The following is an 18,669-nucleotide window of genomic DNA, read 5'->3' on the forward strand; positions in this document are numbered from 1 at the left end:
GCTTTCGCGAGCAAGCCCGCTCCCACATTGGATTGTGGTCTGGCAAAAAAAACGCGGCGCCCGTAAGGACGCCGCGTTTTTTTGTATCTGCGCAACTTCTGCAGGAGCTGGCGCAGCCTGCGATCTTTGCTTTCAGCCTCAGAAGTCCAGGCTGACCCCGACGTTCACCCCTTGCTGGGTAAAGTCATCATCCTTGCGCACGTTGTAGCTGGCGCGCAGGGCCAGGTCCTGAGTGAGCTTGTGGCTCACGCCAAGGTTCAGGCGATTGAGGTTGGTCTGCGGCTCGTAGCCTTCGAGGGTGAAACGGTTGCCCGGCAGGCTGTTGAGATTGATGGTCAGGTCTTGCCGCTCATCGTTGTACTCACGCTCGTGAGCGAACTCGCCGAACACTTCGGTCTGCGCGGTGATCTGGTATTTGCCCTGGATACCCACGCCCAGCCGCCGTGAGTTGCGCGACTGGTCATCGAAGGTCAGCGCTGTGGAGTCCGCGCCTTTTTCCGAGTAACCATCGACCTCGGTCTTGCCGAAATCGGCGCTGACGAATGGCGACAGGTGCCACGGGCTGCTGGCCTGCTGCGCGATGTCGTAGCCGAGACGGCCGCTGATCGCCAACACGTAGCCGTCGGTATCGCCTTTCTCCCCGCGCTCGTTGACCCCGAGCTGGAACTTGCGTTTGAGGCTGTCGTAGTCGAGTTTGCCAGCAGTCATCGCCAGATCACCCCACCAGCGATTCTGCTGGTACTGGGCGAACGCGGTACCCATGTAGGAATTGAGTTTGTATTCCGAGTCGGCTTCACCGGCTTCGAGTTTCTGGTTATAGAAACCTGCGGCCACACCGACACGCCAGGCTTCGTTGAGGCGATAGCTGCCGCCGATGTTCAGGTTGTAGCCATTGCCGTCGGCGCTGACTGCGCTGTGCTGACCGTCGAAGTCCTGGTGTTGTCCGCCACCGGCGACGATGGCGCGCCATTGGCCGACCGCCTGCCAGTTTTGCCAGTCCGCCAGCCATTGGTTGCGCAGCTCATCCTGATGCGCGCGCAACGAACCCTGGGCCATTTCCGGCAGCAGGGTCAGCTCCCAAGGCGCCGCCAGTAGCGAGTAGGCGTAATCGGCGATCAGGCGCTGACCGGTTTCGGTCGGGTGCACCGCGTCGTTATAGATCAGCTTGGTTGGGTCCGGGGTAGCGCTGTTGATGCCGTATCGGGCGTTTTCCGTGCAACTGTTGCCGCTGAAGCAGGTGGCGGTCAGATTCTGGTCCGTGGCGAGGCCGAACTGTGCCGGATTGGCGAAAGACTCTTTGAGCAACGCAGGAATGTTCAGCGGAATGATTTCGGCGTTGATGCCCTGCAACTGGCTGACCAGTTCAGTGTTGAAGCGTTCGCTGAGCTGCGAGGTGAATGACTGCAGCGGCGAACCGTTGATTGCCGGGGTCAGGCCGATGTCCGGCAACAGCCAGACCATGATGTATTTGGCGCCGGCGCCTTGCAGCGTGCGTGCACTGTCGGCCAGCCGATCGGCCGCCGCGCTGGCCTGATCGGGGCTGAGTATGCGGCCCTGAAGGAAGTCGTTACCGCCACCGGACAGGTAATACAGGGCATTCGGGTCGGCACGGAAGCCGTTCGACGGCAGGTAACCGCTGCGGGTGCGTTCACCGGTGGCGGACTGGGTGGTGATCGAATCGAGAATCTGGTCGGTACGGTACCCGCCCACCGCCCAGTTATTGCCATCGGCCAGACCTTCACCGGCACGCACGGCCGACGACGAGGAAGCGGTCTGATCCGGACTGAAGCCCAGTTTGCCACCGATGATCTGGGTGGCGTTGAGGTTGCGGTTTTCCCCGGTGCCATCCTTGTACAACGGGCCGGTGCGGTTGGTGTAGCGCTGAGTGGCGCCGGCCGGACCGCCGGTGTCCCTGAAGGTCCCGGCGTCGTTCAGGCTGTCGCCGAAAACAATGAAATTGGAGTAGGGCGCGGGTGCTGCGTAAGCCTGGGCGCATGCCATGGCGAGCAGGCATCCGGCGAGCGGTACAAACAACGTCTGTTTGATCATGTGCAAGTCCGTTTATTTATTGTTGTCGGTGAACGAAACGACAGTACCAAAAACTTCCGGCGTTTTGCCATCGGTCGTGAACCTTCGCAAAGTTTGATCCCCTGCCAGCCCCGCCATATTGCACGCTCTGCTCAGCTAAGTTACTGTGCCGAAACGTATGAACGAGACCTTCCCCGTGTTGATCGTCAGCAAACTTCTGGATCAAGTCATCAAGGCACACGCCCGTTGGCGTTGGCGCGCCTGAATCTTTTCTGCCGGCCCGGCCGGATCTGTATCGCTTTGCCTTCCTTGCCCGTTTGAAATGCCGCTGTGCCGACGCCCTCTGCGCGTCCGACATCGTGCAGCGCCCTGCGGGCAAGTCATCTGAAGGCTGTCTTCAAGTCAGAATTCAAGAGGTTCGAAACGCCATGTTGCTGATGATCGACAACTACGACTCCTTTACTTACAACGTTGTGCAATACCTCGGCGAGCTGGGTGCCGAGGTCAAGGTCGTGCGCAACGACGAGCTGACCATCGCCGAAATCGAAGCGCTCAACCCGGAGCGCATCGTGGTTTCCCCGGGCCCGTGCACGCCGAGCGAAGCCGGCATCTCCATCGACGCGATCAAACACTTCGCCGGCAAACTGCCGATCCTCGGCGTATGCCTGGGCCACCAGTCCATCGGTCAGGCCTTCGGCGGCGACGTGGTGCGCGCCCGTCAGGTGATGCACGGTAAGACTAGCCCGGTATTCCATGAGGACAAGGGCGTTTTCGCCGGTCTGAATCATCCGCTGACGGTCACCCGCTACCACTCGCTGATCGTCAAGCACGATACGTTGCCAGACTGCCTGGAGCTGACCGCGTGGACCCGACACGAAGACGGCAGCGTCGACGAAATCATGGGCCTGCGGCACAAAACCCTGAACATTGAGGGCGTACAGTTCCACCCCGAGTCGATCCTGACTGAGCAGGGTCATGAACTGTTTGCCAACTTCCTCAAACAAACCGGCGGCACGCGCTAAGGACTTCCCATGAACATCAAGACAGCCCTGAGCCGTATCGTCGATCACCTCGATCTCAGCACCGAAGAAATGCGCGACGTGATGCGCGAAATCATGACCGGCCAATGCACCGACGCGCAGATCGGCGCGTTCATGATGGCCATGCGCATGAAGAGCGAGAGCATCGACGAAATCGTCGGCGCGGTGTCGGTGATGCGCGAGCTGGCCGATCAGGTTGAACTCAAGACCCTCGATGGCGTGGTTGATGTAGTCGGCACCGGCGGTGACGGTGCGAACATCTTCAACGTGTCGACAGCTTCATCCTTTGTCGTCGCGGCAGCCGGTTGCACCGTGGCCAAGCACGGCAACCGCGCAGTCTCGGGCAAGAGCGGCAGCGCCGACTTGCTCGAAGCTGCCGGCATCTACCTGAACCTGACACCCGTGCAGGTGGCCCGTTGCATCGACAACGTCGGCATCGGTTTCATGTTTGCCCAGACCCATCACAAAGCCATGAAGTACGCCGCCGGCCCGCGTCGCGATCTCGGCCTGCGTACGCTGTTCAACATGCTCGGCCCGCTTACGAATCCGGCCGGTGTGAAACATCAGGTGGTGGGCGTGTTCACCCAGGCCCTGTGCCGGCCATTGGCCGAAGTCTTGCAACGTCTGGGCAGCAAGCACGTGCTGGTGGTGCATTCCAAGGACGGTCTCGACGAATTCAGTCTGGCCGCACCGACCTATGTCGCCGAGCTGAAAAACAACGAGATCAGCGAGTATTGGGTCGAGCCGGAAGATCTGGGCATGAAGAGCCAGAGCCTGCATGGCCTGTCGGTCGAAGGTCCGGAAGCGTCGCTGGCGCTGATCCGCGATGCACTGGGCAAGCGCAAAACCGAAAACGGCCAGAAAGCCGCGGAGATGATTGTGCTCAATGCCGGTGCAGCGCTGTACGCCGCCGACCTGGCCACAAGTTTGAAAGAAGGCGTGGCGCTTGCGCACGACGCCCTGCATACCGGTCTTGCTCGGGAAAAACTCGAGGAGTTGGGTGCCTTTACCGCGGTATTCAAAGTGGAGAATGAGGGATGAGTGTACCGACGGTTCTGGAAAACATTCTGGCGCGCAAGGTTCAGGAAGTCGCCGAGCGCAGTGCTCGCGTCAGCCTGAGCGAGCTGGAAAGTCTGGCCAAGGCGGCCGATGCACCCCGTGGTTTTGCCCATGCACTGCTGGCGCAGGCCAAGAAGAAGCAGCCAGCGGTGATTGCCGAGATCAAGAAGGCCTCGCCGAGCAAAGGCGTGATCCGCGAGCACTTCGTGCCTGCCGATATTGCCAAGAGCTATGAGAAGGGCGGGGCGACCTGCCTGTCGGTACTGACCGACGTCGATTACTTCCAGGGCGCCGATGCCTACCTGCAGCAGGCGCGTGCGGCGTGCAAATTGCCGGTGATCCGCAAGGACTTCATGATCGATCCGTACCAGATCGTCGAAGCCCGAGCACTAGGCGCCGACTGCGTGCTGTTGATCGTCTCCGCGCTGGACGACGTGAGAATGGCCGAGCTGGCTTCGGTCGCCAAAGGCGTCGGCCTCGATGTGCTCGTGGAAGTGCACGACGGCGATGAGCTGGAGCGTGCATTGAAGACGCTCGACACGCCGCTGATCGGGGTCAATAACCGCAATCTGCACACGTTCGACGTCAGCCTGGAAACCACCCTCGACCTGCTGCCGCGCATTCCGCGCGATCGTCTGGTGGTTACCGAGAGCGGTATCCTCAATCGTGCCGATGTCGAGCTGATGGAAATCAGTGATGTCTACGCGTTCCTGGTAGGCGAAGCGTTCATGCGCGCGGAAAATCCGGGGACTGAATTGCAGCGGCTGTTCTTCCCGGAGCGTGGTGGGGCTGTCAGTGGTTCGACCCTCGACTGATTGGCGTTAGACCGAGTCGACGCCATCGCGAGCAGGCTCACTCCTACACTTGGAATGCGTTCCCTGTAGGAGTGAGCCTGCTCGCGATGACTGCATAAGATTCACCCCAGACTGAACGTCCTACGGAAACCTTATGATCCCTGTCTCGCTGCCCATCGAAGCCGGCCTGCAAGCCGAACAGGACTTGCTGGCCTCGGTCTGCGCCGGTGACTCTGAATACGGCCTGTTGTTCTGGCAGCCCAGCGATCGCGCCTTGGTCATGCCCCGCCGCCTCAATCGCCTGCCCGCTTTCGATCACGCCTGCGAAGTTTCCGCTGCTGCCGGCTGGCCGGTCCTGCTGCGTGAAACCGGTGGCGAGCCGGTGCCGCAATCCGCTGCCACCATCAACATCGCGCTGGTCTACGCCCCACCCCGCAGCGAAGGCGATCTGAATCGTATCGAAACCGGCTACCGGCGCTTGTGTGACCCGATCTGCGAATTACTCGACGTGCTGGGCGGCACCTCGTCAGTGGGTGAAATCGATGGCGCGTTCTGCGACGGTCGTTTCAACGTCAATCTCGATGGCCGCAAGATGGTCGGCACGGCCCAGCGCTGGCGCCAGAGTCAGGGCGGTCAACGTCCGGTGGGCCTGGTGCACGGGGCGATGCTGGTGGATAACGAACGCGAGTCGATGGTCGCCGCGGTCAATCGCTTCAATCAAGCCTGCGAACTGGAGCAGCGGGTGCGGGCTGACAGCCACATCGCCTTGCACGAGAAGTTTGCCGCGCCCAATGCGCTAGCGCGCCTTGATGAATTGTTTCGTCTGATGCTGGCGCAAATCTACAGCGCCTGACGTTGCGCGCTTAGCGGGTACCGTAGACCACCATGGTCTTGCCTTTCACATTGACCAGGTTGCGCTCTTCCAGATCCTTGAGCACCCGACCGACCATCTCCCGCGAACAACCGACAATCCGCCCGATTTCCTGACGGGTCACCTTGATCTGCATGCCGTCCGGATGGGTCATCGCGTCGGGCTGCTTGCACAGCTCCAGCAGGCAGCGGGCCACGCGACCAGTGACATCGAAGAATGCAAGGTCGCCGACCTTGCGCGTGGTATTGCGCAGACGTTGTGCGATTTGTCCGCTGAGGACGTAAAGAATGTCTGGATCCTGCTGTGACAATTCGCGGAATTTCACGTAGCTGATTTCCGCGATTTCGCATTCGACCTTGGCCCGCACCCAGGCGCTGCGTTGCTGTTCCTGGCCAGCCTGTTCGAACAGGCCCAGCTCACCGAAGAAATCCCCGGCATTGAGGTAGGCGATGATCATTTCGCGACCGTCGTCATCCTCGATCAGGATGGTCACCGAACCTTTGATGATGAAGTACAGCGTGTCCGAGCGATCGCCCGCGCAGATGATGTTGCTTTTGGCCGCGTGACGGCGGCGCTGGCAATGCATCAGCAGCTTGTCGAGGTTCTTGATTTTGGGTGTAGGGGTAATAGCAACCATGGTTGTATCCCGAAAAGACTGCACGGTGATGTTTGATTTTTTATGAGGCGCGGAGGCGGTCGCTACACAGGCTGACAATTGACGCCAGCGAATTGGCGCCAGCTTACCAGACACTTCGTCGCAAATTCGAGAAATTACCTACGCATTAACGGCATCCATCCTAGGAACGCCGCGCGCTGCCGGAGCAAAGGCCTGTGCTAAGCTGGCGACCCTTTTTTCTACAGTGGAGTCTTGGCGATGAAGGCACGCATCCAATGGGCTGGCGAAGCCATGTTCCTCGGCGAATCCGGTAGCGGTCATGTCGTGGTCATGGACGGTCCGCCGGACGCCGGTGGTCGTAATCTGGGTGTTCGCCCGATGGAGATGCTCCTGCTCGGCGTTGGCGGTTGCAGCAACTTCGATGTGGTCAGCATTCTGAAGAAGTCGCGTCAGGCCGTTGAAAGCTGCGAAGCGTTCCTCGACGCCGAGCGTGCGACCGAGGATCCGAAGGTGTTTACCAAGATCCACATGCACTTCGTGGTCAAGGGCCGTGGCCTCAAAGAAGCTCAGGTCAAGCGTGCCATCGAACTGTCTGCCGAGAAGTATTGCTCGGCCTCGATCATGCTCGGCGCGGCCGGCGTGACGATCACCCACGATTATGAAATCGTCGAACTCGGTTGAACCGACATTCAACTATCATAAAAGCAGTGCAGACTCTGGCGATCCCTCGCTGACGTCTGCATAATGCGCCACTTTTTTCAGGGCAGTGATCGGTCGGCCGACGGGTCATCCGCCTGAACAGATAACCAAAATCGCCATCGCGAAGAGGTGTTAACCGTCCTACGCAGGTGCGTTGTTCGCATTTGACGGGCATGCTTGATCACGCGGCAGCGCCGCATACATAGAGAGTTTTTAACGGTGAAAAGCAAACTCAAGCTCCACGGGTTCAATAACCTGACAAAGACCTTGAGCTTCAACATCTATGACATCTGCTACGCGGAGACCCCGCAAGACCAGCAGGCTTACGTCGAGTACATCAATCAAGAGTACAACGCCGAACGCCTGACGCAGATCCTCACGGAAGTTGTCGAAATCATTGGTGCCAACATTCTGAACATCGCCAGTCAGAATTATGAGCCTCAGGGTGCCAGCGTCACGATTCTGATCTCGGAAGAGCCGGTGACCCCGACTGACAGCCAGATCGAAGAATCCCCGGGTCCATTGCCCGAAATCATCCTTGCCCACCTCGACAAGAGCCACATCACGGTACATACCTACCCGGAAATCCATCCGGACGACGGTATCGCGACGTTCCGTGTGGATATCGACGTGTCGACCTGTGGTGTCATTTCACCGCTTAAAGCGCTCAACTTCCTCATTCACCAGTTCGATTCGGACATCGTGACTGTGGATTATCGTGTGCGCGGCTTCACCCGTGACGTTGAAGGCAACAAGCACTTCATCGACCACGAGATCAACTCGATCCAGAACTACCTGTCCGAAGACACCCGCGACGCGTACCAGATGACCGACGTGAACGTGTACCAGGAAAACCTGTTCCACACCAAAATGCTGCTGAAGAACTTCGAACTGGATAATTACCTGTTCGGTGACGCCACCAGTAACCTGTCCTCCGAGCAACGTGCTCAGGTGACCGAGCGTGTGAAACACGAAATGCTGGAAATCTTCTACGCGCGCAACATGCCGGCGTAAGATTCCCAGGCACAAAAAAAGGCGACTACTTTGCGGTAGTCGCCTTTTTTATTGCCGAAATACAGAACACTTTAGGAGCGAGCCTGCTCGCGAACAGGCTCTACCAGACGACGCGAACGTCAGATCCTGTAGGTACTCTTGGTCATCACCTTCGCCAACAGACTCATCCCGAACTTCACCGGCGCCGGAAAACGGAAACCACCGGCATCCAGTGCACTCTCCGCATGATGTTCTTCATCGATGCGCATCTGCTCCAGAATCGCCCGGGACTTCTCGTCCTCGGCCGGCAATTGTTCCAGGTGCTCGTTCAAGTGTTTGCACACCTGATGCTCGGTGGCGGCGACAAAACCAAGGCTGACCTTGTCACTGATCAGACCGGCCACCGCGCCAATGCCGAACGACATGCCATAGAACAGCGGATTGAGCACGCTGGTGTGGCTGCCCAATTGGTGAATGCGCTGCTCGCACCACACCAGATGATCGATTTCTTCTTCGGCGGCGTGCTCCATGGCAGCACGCACCTGCGGCAACTTGGCCGTCAGCGCCTGCCCTTGATACAGCGCCTGGGCGCAGACTTCGCCGGTATGGTTGATGCGCATCAGACCGGCGACATGACGGGTGTCCTCGTCGCTCATCTGCACGTCCGGCTGCACGATCGCTGGCGACGGGCGGTAAGGCTGGCCGCTGAAGGGCAACAGGGTGCGCATCGCGGCATCGGCTTGCAGCAGAAGACGGTCAATCGGCGAGTAGTGACGTTGGGTAGTCATGCTGACCTCCGGGAAAAATCTCGGCGATCAGTTTAACCGAATCGGCCGGGGAAGGTTTGCGCTGGGTCATGTCGCGCTGGATCTGCTTGATCCGCTTGATGTGTCTTATGTAGGAGCTGCCGAAGGCTGCGATCTTTTGATCTTGCTTTGGTTGTCAAAAGCCAACGTCAAAAGATCGCAGCCTTCGGCAGCTCCTACAGGTAACAAAACGCAGAACTGGTCGGTGAATCTTAGCCCGGTGGCCAGTTCATCTGGCGCTGACCCAGTACGTGCATATGAATGTGATAGACGGTCTGCCCACCTTTTTCATTGCAGTTCATCACCACGCGGAAGCCTTCTTCGCAGCCCAGCTCCAGCGCCAGCCGCTGGGCGGTGAACAGAATATGCCCGGCCAGTGCCTTGTCATCTTCGGTCAGGTCGTTGAGGGTGCGCACCGGTTTCTTCGGGATCACCAGAAAATGCACGGGTGCCTGAGGGGCGATGTCGTGGAACGCCAGAACCTGGTCGTCCTCATAAATGATCCTGGCCGGAATCTCCCGGTTGATGATCTTGGTGAACAGAGTATCCACTGCTGTTTTCTCCGTTGTGGGGGCTGGCCTGAGTGTACTCATGGGAAATGCCTGCGCCCAGTGATTTGCCGTAGGACCATTCAGCGCGGGCAGTAAGCCTTGTTGAGCATGCCGACGATGGTGCGGTTGAGCCAGCGCGAACCGAGGCGCGGCAGGAAGGCCAGCCAGCGGTTGCGTCGGCCGGGAATGATGATTGCGCGGTTTTTCTCCAGCGCACGCACGGTGTACAGCGCAACTTCCTCCGGGCTCATCAACCAGTTGCTGTCCTTGAGTTTGTCGTCATTGAGCTGCGCGGTACGGAAAAAACCGGTACGGGTCGGACCGGGGCAAAGCACTGATACCTTGACCGCGCTCTGTTTCAGCTCAACCCGCAGCGCTTCGGAAAAGTGCAACACGTAAGCCTTGCTGGCGTAGTAGGTGCTCATCCATGGGCCGGGATTGAACGCTGCCATCGAGGCGACGTTGAGGATCTGCCCGCCGCCCTGCAGCGCCATGCTGTTGCCGATGGCGTGGCACAGGCGGGTAAGGGCGAGAATGTTGACTTCGATCAGATCCTGCTCGGTCATCCAGTCCTGGGCCAGGAACGGCCCGCAGGTGCCGATACCGGCGCAGTTGACCAGCAGATCGATCTGCCGGTCGCCTTCTTCGAGCTCCAGCAGGAACCCGGACAGGCGCAAGGGCTCGCCGAGGTCGCAGGCACGGAATAAAACCTCCACGCCAAAGCGCTGGGTCAGTTCGATCGCGATGCTTTCCAGCTGATCACGCTGTCGTGCCACCAGAATCAGGCTGCGGCCGCGCCGGGCCAGCGCTTCAGCCATCGCCAGGCCGATGCCGCTGGAGGCGCCAGTGATCAGAGCGTAACGGGTCATGCAATTCTCCATCGCAACAGCAGCGCGCCAGCGACGCGGGTGTCACGGCGGGGAGCGTTGTTCATTCTTTCGCAGAGTCTACAGGGGCCGGCGCCGCTTCGGCTGCATCGTCCACCGAATCCGCCGCGGGTGCGCTCTCGACTTCCACTTCATCAGTTGTCACCGAGCCGCTTTCATAGCTGCTCTCGAGACTGCTTTCATATTCCTGCTGGATCGCCGAGATGCCGCCCAGCATGCCGCCAATAAATATCAGGGCGAAGAACACGATCCACAACGAGCACAGTACTTTGACTGCGGTGCTGTTGGGTGGCGGCGGTGGGCCGTAGCGGTTGGCGCCGGTATTACCCGGCACGACCATGATCACCAGCGGGAAAAAGCTGCCCACGAAAGGCACCAGGTTCAGCAGCCACAGCCAGCCGGACCAGCCGATGTCGTGCAGGCGCTGCACGCTGAACAGAATGCTGACGATGATGAAGCCAATAAACAGGAAGAACGCAACAATCCCGCCGATGATCAGCCCGGTGGTCGAGTCGTCGCTGACCAAGCCGAGACCGATCAGGGCGAATATGCCAACGATCGGCAGGGACACCAGGCTCAACACCATCGTCCAGGCCAGGAACCGCAGACGTCCGATTCGGCCTTCGACGCTGAAAGGCTTGAGCACAGCGAACGCCGGCAGGTTTTCGCCAACGTTGGCGCGTGGTGGTGCGTAGGGGGAGGCGGGCTCGGCAGGCGCTGGCTGGTGCTCGTGCACGTCTGCCAGATTCAGTTCGATTGGTGTTTGCGCCTCAATCCGCGCGTCGATCCCGGTCTTGCTCAGCGCTTGCAGATAGGTCTGCGCATCACTGTGGGACAGGTCGCGCTTGAGGGCGACGGTGCTGCCGTTGAACAGGCGCTCGATGTCGGCGACATCGCTCTTGAACAACGCCGCCAGATTGAGCTTGGCAGTGGTGAGGTCGACACCGGGCTGTAGAGCGCCGTCGAAAACGATCTTGTAACGAGGTTCGCTCATGGCCGAGGCATCCTTGTCGCGAATTGATTGAAGTTCGAATTGTAAGGTCAGCCGATCGGCGACTGGCCAGGTTTTTCTCAGCGCGGCCAGCGTTTCGGCAACTGCGCTGCGCGGTCCTGCGCCTGACGGTATTCTGCGTCGAGCCGGGCAACCAACTGATCCACACTAGGCAGATCAGCAATTTGCCCTACGCCCTGTCCGGCGGACCACACGGTCTTCCAGGCCTTGGCTTCATCATTGATCGGTTTGAGCTTGTCACCGAAATTGACTTCGCCCTTGCCTTGCAGGGCGGCCATGTCGAAACCTGCGGCCTCCAGGCTTTGGCGCATGAAACTCGCCGGCACTCCGGAGACAGCCGGAGTATGAATGATGTCCGCCGCCTTGGCAGTCAGCAGCATCTGCTTGTAAGCGTCAGGCGCATGGCTTTCGCTGGTACCGATAAATCGCGTGCCGAAGTAGGCCAAATCCGCACCGAGCAGTTGCGCGGCAAGAATCTCATGGCCGTGGTTAAGACATCCGGCAAGCAGCAGGGTTTTATCGAAGAACTCACGGATCTCGGCGATCAGCGCAAACGGACTCCAGGTGCCCGCGTGGCCACCGGCGCCGGCCGCGACGGCAATCAAACCGTCGACCCCGGCCTCGGCTGCTTTCTCGGCGTGGCGGCGTGTGGTCACATCGTGGAACACCAGGCCGCCATAGCTGTGCACGGCGTCGACCAGCTCCTTCACTGCTCCTAGGCTGGTGATGACAATCGGCACCTTGTGCTCGACGCAGATATTCAAGTCTGCCTGCAAGCGCGGGTTGCTGTTGTGCACAATCAGATTCACTGCATACGGCGCAGGATTGTCCAGGGTCGCCAGCCCCGCTTCTATCTCCTCCAGCCAGGCCTTGAAGCCACTGCTTTCGCGCTGGTTCAAGGCCGGAAAGCTGCCGACCACACCGTTGCGGCAGCAGGCAAGCACCAACTGCGGGTTGGAAATCAGAAACATCGGCGCCGCGACGACGGGCAGACGCAGACGTTGTTCGAGCAGAGCGGGCAGCGACATTGAATATCCCCCGAAGTGTGTGGCCTGTAGAAGTTAGAACGGCTTGACGACGACCAGAATTACGATAGCCAGCAATACCAGAACCGGCACTTCATTGAACCAGCGATAAAAGACATGGCTGCGGGTGTTCTCGCCACGAGCGAAGCGTTTTACCTGCGCGCCGCACATGTGGTGATAGCCGATCAGCAATACCACCAGGGTCAGCTTGGCGTGAATCCAGCCGCCCATGCTGAAGATGCCCGGATTGAGGTAGATCAGCCAGCCACCGAAAATCAGCGTGGCGATCATCGCCGGACCCATGATGCCGCGATACAGCTTGCGCTCCATGATGCTGAAGCGTTCCTGGCTGATCGCGTCCGCACTTTGTGCGTGATAAACGAACAGTCGCGGCAGGTAGAACAGCCCGGCAAACCAGCACACGATGCTGACGATATGAAACGCTTTGATCCATAGATAGAGCATTTTTGGTTATTCCCAGGTTCACGGTAGCCGGGATAGTAGAGGCTTGAGCGTCCGCACGTCACCTTGACGGTTGTCGCAGGCGCGCGCGGCCCCTATTATCGACGGCTTTCCAGTGGGTTCGTTGAGGGCAGGTTTATGGTCAAGGTCGGTATCGTCGGCGGCACGGGTTACACCGGTGTCGAACTGCTGCGTCTGTTGGCACAGCATCCGCAGGCAGAAGTGGTGGTGATCACTTCCCGATCCGAGGCCGGTCTGGCCGTGGCTGACATGTACCCGAACCTGCGAGGCCACTACGACGGTCTGGCGTTCAGCGTGCCGGACATCAAGACCTTGGGTGCATGCGACGTGGTGTTCTTCGCCACGCCGCACGGCGTTGCCCATGCTCTGGCGGGTGAGCTGCTGGCGGCGGGGACCAAGGTTATCGACCTCTCGGCGGACTTCCGCCTGCAAGACGCTGAAGAGTGGGCCAAGTGGTACGGCCAGCCGCACGGTGCGCCAGAACTGTTGGACGAAGCGGTCTACGGTCTGCCGGAGGTCAATCGCGAGCAGATCAAGAAGGCGCGCCTGATCGCCGTTCCGGGTTGCTATCCAACCGCTACTCAGCTGGGTTTCCTGCCGTTGCTTGAGGCGGGTCTGGCTGATACTTCGCGTCTGATCGCTGACTGCAAGTCCGGTGTCAGCGGTGCAGGTCGCGGTGCCTCTGTAGGCTCGCTGTACTCCGAGACGTCGGAAAGCATGAAGGCTTACGCGGTGAAAGGTCATCGCCATCTGCCTGAAATTCGCCAGGGTCTGCGTCGCGCTGCCGGTAAAGACGTTGGCCTGACCTTCGTTCCGCACCTGACGCCGATGATCCGTGGCATTCACTCTACGCTCTACGCGACCGTGGTCGATCGCGCGGTGGATCTGCAGGCCCTGTTCGAAAAGCGTTATGCCAACGAGCCGTTCGTCGATGTGATGCCGGCCGGCAGCCATCCAGAGACCCGCAGCGTGCGCGGTGCCAACGTCTGCCGCATCGCCGTTCACCGTCCGCAGGATGGCGATCTGGTCGTGGTGCTGTCGGTGATCGACAACCTGGTCAAGGGGGCGTCGGGTCAGGCGGTGCAGAACATGAACATTCTGTTCGGGCTGGACGAGCGCTTCGGTTTGTCTCATGCCGGTATGCTGCCGTAAGGGCAGCGGCAAGCTCCAAGTGGTGAGCGGCAAGCTTGAAGCTCACAGCTTGAAGCTTGCCGCTGCTCCTCTAATAGTTGACCGATTTTCTAGGACAAGCGGATAATGCGCGTCATCACGCATTATGGCGGCGTAACGCCGGGAGATAGTCAGCATGAGCGTCGAATCCTTCACCCCCACGGCTTTGCAATTCACTCAAGGTGCTGCGCACAAGGTGAAGAGCCTGGTCGATGAAGAGGGGAATGATCGCTTGAAGCTGCGCGTATTCGTTACGGGCGGCGGTTGTTCAGGGTTTCAATACGGTTTCACCTTCGATGAAGATGTGGCCGAGGACGATACCATCGTCGAGCGCGAAGGCGTGAGCCTGGTGGTGGATCCGATGAGCTTCCAGTACCTGGCCGGTGCCGAAGTCGACTACCAGGAAGGTCTGGAAGGTTCGCGCTTCGTGATCAAGAACCCGAACGCGACCACGACCTGTGGTTGCGGCTCTTCGTTCTCGATCTGATCGCACCTCGCCGCAGACAACAAAACGCCGCAGAGCTTTCCGGTTCTGCGGCGTTTTTTTGTTGCCTGAATTTTGCTTATTTGGGATAGATCGCGCCGAGCACGCGCAGGCCTTTGGCACCGGTGACGCTCGGCCGGTTGGCGGCAATGCCTTCGAGGCAGCAGTGAGCCAGCCAGGCGAAGGCCATGGCCTCGACCCAGTCGGGATCGACGCCGTGGCTGGCGGTACTGGCAACAATTGTATTGGGTAGCAGGTCTGCCAGGCGCTTCATCAATGTCGCATTGTGCGCACCACCGCCACAGACCAGCATCTCTCGGGTATCGGCCTGAGCGCTTTGCAGCGACTCGACGATGGTCAGTGCCGTCAATTCCAGCAGCGTTGCCTGGACGTTTTGCGCAGCAAAGGCCGGCAACCTTGAGAGGTGCTGTTCCAGCCATGGCAGGTTGAACACTTCGCGGCCAGTACTTTTCGGGCCTTTGGTCACGAAGAACGGGTCGCTGAGCAGTGCTTTCAGCAAGGCCGGCTCGACAGCGCCGGTGGCTGCCCATTGGCCGTTGCGATCGTAGTTCTCGCCCCGTTGCTGGTGAATCCAGGCATCCATCAGCACATTCCCAGGTCCGCAGTCGAAACCGGCTACAGGCTTGGTCGACTCAATCAGACTGAGGTTGCTGAAACCGCCGACATTCAAGACCGCACGGTTACCGCTATGCTCTTCGAATAAAGCCTCGTGAAAGGCAGGCACCAGCGGGGCGCCTTGGCCGCCGGCGGCCACATCGCGGCTACGGAAATCGCTGACCACGGTGATGCCGGTCAGCTCAGTGAGCAGCGCAGGATTGCCAATCTGCACGGTGAAACCGCGAGCGGGCTCATGGCGAATGGTTTGTCCGTGGCTGCCGATGGCGCGAATGGCTTCCGGCTTGAGCTGCTGCTGGCCGAGCAGGGCATGGATACCCTGTGCGGCAAGTTCCACCCAGTGTTGCTGGGCAATTGCCGAGCGGGCGATTTCGTCGGGGCCGCTGGCGCACAAGCTCAGGAGCTCGGCGCGCAGGGTGTCTGGCATGGGGATGTAGTGTGTGGCGATCAACCTGATCGCCGAGGTTTGTTCGATCAGGGCGATGTCCAGTCCATCGAGGCTGGTTCCGGACATCACACCGATATAGAGGGCCATAGCTTAACGCTTGCTCGAAGCCAGCATGGTGGCCTTCTCTTGGTCCATGCGCGCCATCAGCGGCTGGCTCTGTGCAAGGAAGCGCGCGCGCTCGGACTTGGCGATCGGATCGGCCATTGGCAGCTTCTGGCCCAGTGGGTCGACGTGAACGCCGTTGACCTGGAACTCATAGTGCAAGTGCGGGCCGGTGGACAGACCGGTAGTACCGATATAACCGATCACCTGGCCCTGCTTGACGGTGCCACCTGTCTTCACGCCTTTGGCGAAGCCCTGCATGTGCCCGTAGAGCGTACGGTAGGTGTTGCCGTGTTGAATGATCACAGTGTTGCCGTAGCCGCCGCGGCGACCGGCCAGGAGCACTTTACCGTCGCCAGCCGCTTTGATCGGCGTGCCGCGCGGCGCTGCGTAATCGACGCCTTTGTGAGCGCGGATCTTGTTGAGGATCGGGTGTTTGCGGCCCATGGAGAACTTCGAGCTGATGCGGGCAAAGTCCACCGGAGTGCGGATGAACGCCTTGCGCATGCTGTTGCCATCGGCGGTGTAGTAGCTGCTGTTGCCTTGTTTGTTGGTGTAGCGAACGGCGGTGTAGGTCTTGCCGCGGTTGGTGAAGCGCGCAGACAGGATAGGGCCTGTGCCGACGGCTTTGCCGTTGACCACTTTCTGCTCGTAGATCACATCGAATTCGTCGCCCTGGCGAATGTCCTGAGCGAAGTCGACGTCGTAGCCGAAGACGCTGGCCATGTCCATGGTCAGGCTATGCGAGAGGCCGGCACGTGCAGCGGATTGTGACAGCGAGCTATTGATGACGCCGTGGACATAAGCGGTGCGAACGGTAGGTTTGGCGGTCACCCGGTTAAACGCATAACCCTTGTCATTCTTGGTCAGGGTGATGGTTTCGACGTCGCTGACCTTGCTGTGCAGGCTGGTCAGTTCGCCTTGCGGGTTGAGTTCGAATTCAAGTTTCTGGCCGTGCTTGAGCTGGCTGAACTGTTTGGCCTGTTTGTCGCTGGCCAGGACTTCATGCACGGCAGCGGAGGGCAGCCCGACTTTCTCGAACAATGTGGAGAGCGTATCGCCTTTGGCGACGAGGACTTCGCGGTGGCCCGGGGCTTTTGCTTTCTCGGCAACTGGAGCGGGCGCTGGCGCGGTTTCAGCGGTTTTCGTGGTGTCTTCGGTACTGTTTTCAATCTGGGCGAAGGGCGAGGCCACTGGCTCATTTGTGGCTTGGGCCGCGTCAGCAGCGTCTTGATCTTGTGTCAGTTGTTCAGCAGGGCTTTCCAGTTCAAGGCTCAGAGTTGTCTTTTTGGCTTCAACATCACTGGAAGGAAATACCAGGAGCGCCAGGCTGAGAAGGGCGGCGATTCCACTTGCGGCGAGCAGGTGGGTCTTCGGGTAAAGCGGTGGCGCTTTAGACGGTTCAGTGGTCATAAGTAATTTTGACTTTGAAAAAAGATGAATTGGAAAAGATGAATGACATGATGAAGATGAAATAACTGTATAAAATATAACCAAATCATCCCCGAAGCAAGTCTGCAGACGCCCTGCCTGTAGATTGGTGTCCGTGCGCCGGGCAAAACTTGTAATTGGTGCACGATCTTGTATGGTTGGTTCCCTTTGAATCTGAGCCTTGCGGGTCTGTTATGAAGTCGGTTGAAGAGCAGCTAGCGCTGATTAAACGTGGTGCGGAAGAACTATTGGTCGAGTCCGAGCTGATCGAGAAGCTCAAGCGCGGCCAGCCGCTGCGTATCAAGGCTGGTTTCGATCCAACCGCTCCGGATCTGCACCTGGGTCACACCGTGCTTATTAATAAGCTGCGCCAGTTCCAGGAGCTGGGGCATCAGGTGATCTTCCTTATTGGTGACTTCACCGGGATGATCGGTGATCCGAGCGGCAAGAGCGCTACTCGTCCTCCGCTGACGCGCGAGCAGGTCTTGGAAAATGCCGAGACTTACAAATCCCAAGTATTCAAGATTCTTGATCCGGCCAAAACCGAAGTTGCGTTCAACTCCACTTGGATGGATCAGATGGGGCCGGCTGATTTCATTCGTCTGACTTCGCAATACACCGTCGCCCGCATGCTCGAGCGCGATGACTTCGACAAGCGCTATACCACCAATCAGCCGATCGCGATCCATGAGTTCCTCTATCCACTCGTACAGGGCTACGACTCGGTCGCGCTGCGTGCGGATGTCGAGTTGGGTGGTACCGATCAGAAGTTTAACTTGCTGATGGGGCGTGAGCTGCAGCGTGGTTATGGTCAGGAGGCTCAATGCATTCTGACCATGCCTTTGCTCGAGGGGCTGGATGGCGTGAAGAAGATGTCCAAGTCGTTGGGCAACTACGTCGGTATCCAGGAAGCGCCAGGTGTGATGTATGGCAAGCTGGTTTCGATCCCGGATGCCTTGATGTGGCGTTACTTTGAGCTGCTCAGCTTCCGCTCGATGGACGAGATCAATGCTTTCCGTGTGGATGTAGAGGCGGGGGCTAACCCGCGCGACATCAAGATCAAGCTGGCGGAAGAAATCGTTGCGCGCTTCCATGGTGAGGAAGCAGCTGCCAATGCTCATCGTGCTGCGGGCAATCGTATGAAGGATGGTGAGCTGCCGGATGATCTGCCAGAGATCGAACTGGCTTCTGCTGAAGATATGCCAATTGCCGCGGTGCTTAATAAGGCAGGCCTGGTGAAGAACTCGGCAGCGGCGCGCGATCTGCTGGCTTCCGGTGGTGTGCGTGTTGATGGTGAGGTGGTAGATCGCTCCTTTATATATGTACTGGGCACGACTCACGTTTGCCAGGCGGGCAAAAAGGCATTTGCACGTATCACGTTGAAATCTGAGTAAATTTTGAAATAGGGGTTGACGGCGAATTCTAGAGGTCTATAATTCGCCCCACTTCCGGCGCAGTTGAAACGGAAAACTCCTTGAGATTCAATGAGTTGCGCAGTTTTCGACAGCGGCTTGCTTCAGTTCATCGAAGCGTG

At 59.1% G+C, this 18,669-nt stretch carries 19 protein-coding genes; 9 read left to right on the forward strand and 10 right to left on the reverse strand.

Features of this window, described 5'->3' with window-relative positions; all coding sequences use genetic code 11:
* Window positions 1-138 precede the first annotated feature (138 nt).
* Entirely contained in the window at window positions 139-2,049 is a 1,911-nt protein-coding gene (estP, locus tag ACXR0M_RS23865) for an esterase EstP (protein WP_458834115.1), read from the reverse strand.
* 407 nt (window positions 2,050-2,456) lie between these two features.
* Here estP and ACXR0M_RS23870 point away from each other — a divergent pair, with 407 nt between their 5' ends.
* From ACXR0M_RS23870 to ACXR0M_RS23885, 4 genes are all read left to right on the forward strand, one after another.
* Window positions 2,457-3,050, forward strand: a complete 594-nt coding sequence (locus tag ACXR0M_RS23870; protein ID WP_458834116.1) for an aminodeoxychorismate/anthranilate synthase component II — start codon at window positions 2,457-2,459, stop codon at window positions 3,048-3,050.
* 9 nt (window positions 3,051-3,059) lie between these two features.
* Complete coding sequence (gene trpD / locus ACXR0M_RS23875) at window positions 3,060-4,109, forward strand: anthranilate phosphoribosyltransferase (protein WP_458834117.1); 1,050 nt, start codon at window positions 3,060-3,062, stop codon at window positions 4,107-4,109.
* The gene (gene trpC, locus ACXR0M_RS23880) at window positions 4,106-4,942 is read left to right on the forward strand and encodes an indole-3-glycerol phosphate synthase TrpC (RefSeq protein WP_458834118.1); all 837 of its coding nucleotides are present in this window, start codon (window positions 4,106-4,108) and stop codon (window positions 4,940-4,942) included. The genes trpD and trpC overlap by 4 nt, the downstream gene beginning before the upstream one ends.
* 133 nt (window positions 4,943-5,075) lie before the next feature.
* The gene (locus ACXR0M_RS23885; RefSeq protein WP_458834119.1) at window positions 5,076-5,774 is read left to right on the forward strand and encodes a lipoate--protein ligase family protein; all 699 of its coding nucleotides are present in this window, start codon (window positions 5,076-5,078) and stop codon (window positions 5,772-5,774) included.
* A 10-nt stretch (window positions 5,775-5,784) separates the two neighbouring features.
* On the opposite strand, the gene crp is transcribed toward ACXR0M_RS23885, so the two are convergent.
* Entirely contained in the window at window positions 5,785-6,429 is a 645-nt protein-coding gene (crp, locus tag ACXR0M_RS23890) for a cAMP-activated global transcriptional regulator CRP (protein WP_458834120.1), read from the reverse strand.
* A 237-nt stretch (window positions 6,430-6,666) separates the two neighbouring features.
* On the opposite strand from crp, the gene ACXR0M_RS23895 reads away from it, so the two are divergent.
* Entirely contained in the window at window positions 6,667-7,089 is a 423-nt protein-coding gene (locus tag ACXR0M_RS23895) for an OsmC family protein (RefSeq protein ID WP_458834121.1), read from the forward strand.
* 237 nt (window positions 7,090-7,326) lie between these two features.
* Window positions 7,327-8,121 carry an adenosylmethionine decarboxylase gene (gene speD / locus ACXR0M_RS23900; protein WP_458834122.1) on the forward strand — a complete coding sequence of 265 codons (795 nt, stop codon included), beginning with the start codon at window positions 7,327-7,329 and terminating at the stop codon, window positions 8,119-8,121.
* A gap of 119 nt (window positions 8,122-8,240) precedes the next feature.
* On the opposite strand, the gene coq7 is transcribed toward speD, so the two are convergent.
* The 6 genes from coq7 to hemJ form a co-directional block, all read right to left on the reverse strand.
* Window positions 8,241-8,888: a 2-polyprenyl-3-methyl-6-methoxy-1,4-benzoquinone monooxygenase gene (gene coq7 / locus ACXR0M_RS23905; RefSeq protein ID WP_027610738.1), complete on the reverse strand. Its 648-nt coding sequence runs from the start codon at window positions 8,886-8,888 to the stop codon at window positions 8,241-8,243.
* Window positions 8,889-9,118: 230 nt separating this feature from the next.
* A complete protein-coding gene (locus ACXR0M_RS23910) occupies window positions 9,119-9,457 on the reverse strand; it encodes a histidine triad nucleotide-binding protein (RefSeq protein ID WP_217829613.1) in 339 nt (112 codons plus the stop codon).
* An 80-nt stretch (window positions 9,458-9,537) separates the two neighbouring features.
* A complete protein-coding gene (locus ACXR0M_RS23915) occupies window positions 9,538-10,326 on the reverse strand; it encodes an SDR family NAD(P)-dependent oxidoreductase (RefSeq protein WP_458834123.1) in 789 nt (262 codons plus the stop codon).
* Between the two features lie 61 nt (window positions 10,327-10,387).
* Entirely contained in the window at window positions 10,388-11,338 is a 951-nt protein-coding gene (locus ACXR0M_RS23920; RefSeq protein WP_458834124.1) for a DUF805 domain-containing protein, read from the reverse strand.
* Between the two features lie 77 nt (window positions 11,339-11,415).
* Window positions 11,416-12,384 (reverse strand): NAD(P)H-dependent flavin oxidoreductase, encoded by a 969-nt coding sequence (locus ACXR0M_RS23925; RefSeq protein ID WP_458834125.1) that lies wholly within the window; start codon window positions 12,382-12,384, stop codon window positions 11,416-11,418.
* A 33-nt stretch (window positions 12,385-12,417) separates the two neighbouring features.
* Window positions 12,418-12,846 (reverse strand): protoporphyrinogen oxidase HemJ, encoded by a 429-nt coding sequence (gene hemJ, locus ACXR0M_RS23930; protein ID WP_458834126.1) that lies wholly within the window; start codon window positions 12,844-12,846, stop codon window positions 12,418-12,420.
* Between the two features lie 135 nt (window positions 12,847-12,981).
* On the opposite strand from hemJ, the gene argC reads away from it, so the two are divergent.
* Window positions 12,982-14,016 carry an N-acetyl-gamma-glutamyl-phosphate reductase gene (gene argC / locus ACXR0M_RS23935; protein ID WP_458834127.1) on the forward strand — a complete coding sequence of 345 codons (1,035 nt, stop codon included), beginning with the start codon at window positions 12,982-12,984 and terminating at the stop codon, window positions 14,014-14,016.
* Between the two features lie 154 nt (window positions 14,017-14,170).
* Window positions 14,171-14,521, forward strand: coding sequence for an iron-sulfur cluster insertion protein ErpA (gene erpA, locus ACXR0M_RS23940; protein ID WP_003228776.1), 351 nt, complete (start codon window positions 14,171-14,173; stop codon window positions 14,519-14,521).
* Window positions 14,522-14,597: 76 nt separating this feature from the next.
* Here erpA and ACXR0M_RS23945 read toward each other — a convergent pair whose 3' ends face one another.
* Both ACXR0M_RS23945 and ACXR0M_RS23950 read right to left on the reverse strand, forming a co-directional pair.
* Window positions 14,598-15,689 carry an anhydro-N-acetylmuramic acid kinase gene (locus ACXR0M_RS23945; protein ID WP_458834128.1) on the reverse strand — a complete coding sequence of 364 codons (1,092 nt, stop codon included), beginning with the start codon at window positions 15,687-15,689 and terminating at the stop codon, window positions 14,598-14,600.
* Window positions 15,690-15,692: 3 nt separating this feature from the next.
* Window positions 15,693-17,117 carry a peptidoglycan DD-metalloendopeptidase family protein gene (locus ACXR0M_RS23950; RefSeq protein ID WP_458834129.1) on the reverse strand — a complete coding sequence of 475 codons (1,425 nt, stop codon included), beginning with the start codon at window positions 17,115-17,117 and terminating at the stop codon, window positions 15,693-15,695.
* 212 nt (window positions 17,118-17,329) lie between these two features.
* Here ACXR0M_RS23950 and tyrS point away from each other — a divergent pair, with 212 nt between their 5' ends.
* Entirely contained in the window at window positions 17,330-18,529 is a 1,200-nt protein-coding gene (gene tyrS / locus ACXR0M_RS23955; RefSeq protein WP_458834130.1) for a tyrosine--tRNA ligase, read from the forward strand.
* The last annotated feature ends 140 nt before the right edge of the window (window positions 18,530-18,669 follow it).

This window comes from Pseudomonas sp. Eth.TT006, assembly GCF_054456575.1.

What these genes read in the sequence shown, in the direction of transcription:
- ACXR0M_RS23915 (WP_458834123.1), bottom strand. Translation starts at nt 10,326, where the DNA reads ATGACCCGTTACGCTCTGATCACTGGCGCCTCCAGCGGCATCGGCCTG.
- trpC (WP_458834118.1), top strand. Translation starts at nt 4,106, where the DNA reads ATGAGTGTACCGACGGTTCTGGAAAACATTCTGGCGCGCAAGGTTCAG.
- tyrS (WP_458834130.1), top strand. Translation starts at nt 17,330, where the DNA reads ATGAAGTCGGTTGAAGAGCAGCTAGCGCTGATTAAACGTGGTGCGGAA.
- ACXR0M_RS23920 (WP_458834124.1), bottom strand. Translation starts at nt 11,338, where the DNA reads ATGAGCGAACCTCGTTACAAGATCGTTTTCGACGGCGCTCTACAGCCC.
- ACXR0M_RS23895 (WP_458834121.1), top strand. Translation starts at nt 6,667, where the DNA reads ATGAAGGCACGCATCCAATGGGCTGGCGAAGCCATGTTCCTCGGCGAA.
- ACXR0M_RS23870 (WP_458834116.1), top strand. Translation starts at nt 2,457, where the DNA reads ATGTTGCTGATGATCGACAACTACGACTCCTTTACTTACAACGTTGTG.
- erpA (WP_003228776.1), top strand. Translation starts at nt 14,171, where the DNA reads ATGAGCGTCGAATCCTTCACCCCCACGGCTTTGCAATTCACTCAAGGT.
- argC (WP_458834127.1), top strand. Translation starts at nt 12,982, where the DNA reads ATGGTCAAGGTCGGTATCGTCGGCGGCACGGGTTACACCGGTGTCGAA.
- estP (WP_458834115.1), bottom strand. Translation starts at nt 2,049, where the DNA reads ATGATCAAACAGACGTTGTTTGTACCGCTCGCCGGATGCCTGCTCGCC.
- trpD (WP_458834117.1), top strand. Translation starts at nt 3,060, where the DNA reads ATGAACATCAAGACAGCCCTGAGCCGTATCGTCGATCACCTCGATCTC.
- crp (WP_458834120.1), bottom strand. Translation starts at nt 6,429, where the DNA reads ATGGTTGCTATTACCCCTACACCCAAAATCAAGAACCTCGACAAGCTG.
- ACXR0M_RS23885 (WP_458834119.1), top strand. Translation starts at nt 5,076, where the DNA reads ATGATCCCTGTCTCGCTGCCCATCGAAGCCGGCCTGCAAGCCGAACAG.
- hemJ (WP_458834126.1), bottom strand. Translation starts at nt 12,846, where the DNA reads ATGCTCTATCTATGGATCAAAGCGTTTCATATCGTCAGCATCGTGTGC.
- coq7 (WP_027610738.1), bottom strand. Translation starts at nt 8,888, where the DNA reads ATGACTACCCAACGTCACTACTCGCCGATTGACCGTCTTCTGCTGCAA.
- ACXR0M_RS23945 (WP_458834128.1), bottom strand. Translation starts at nt 15,689, where the DNA reads ATGGCCCTCTATATCGGTGTGATGTCCGGAACCAGCCTCGATGGACTG.
- ACXR0M_RS23950 (WP_458834129.1), bottom strand. Translation starts at nt 17,117, where the DNA reads ATGACCACTGAACCGTCTAAAGCGCCACCGCTTTACCCGAAGACCCAC.
- ACXR0M_RS23925 (WP_458834125.1), bottom strand. Translation starts at nt 12,384, where the DNA reads ATGTCGCTGCCCGCTCTGCTCGAACAACGTCTGCGTCTGCCCGTCGTC.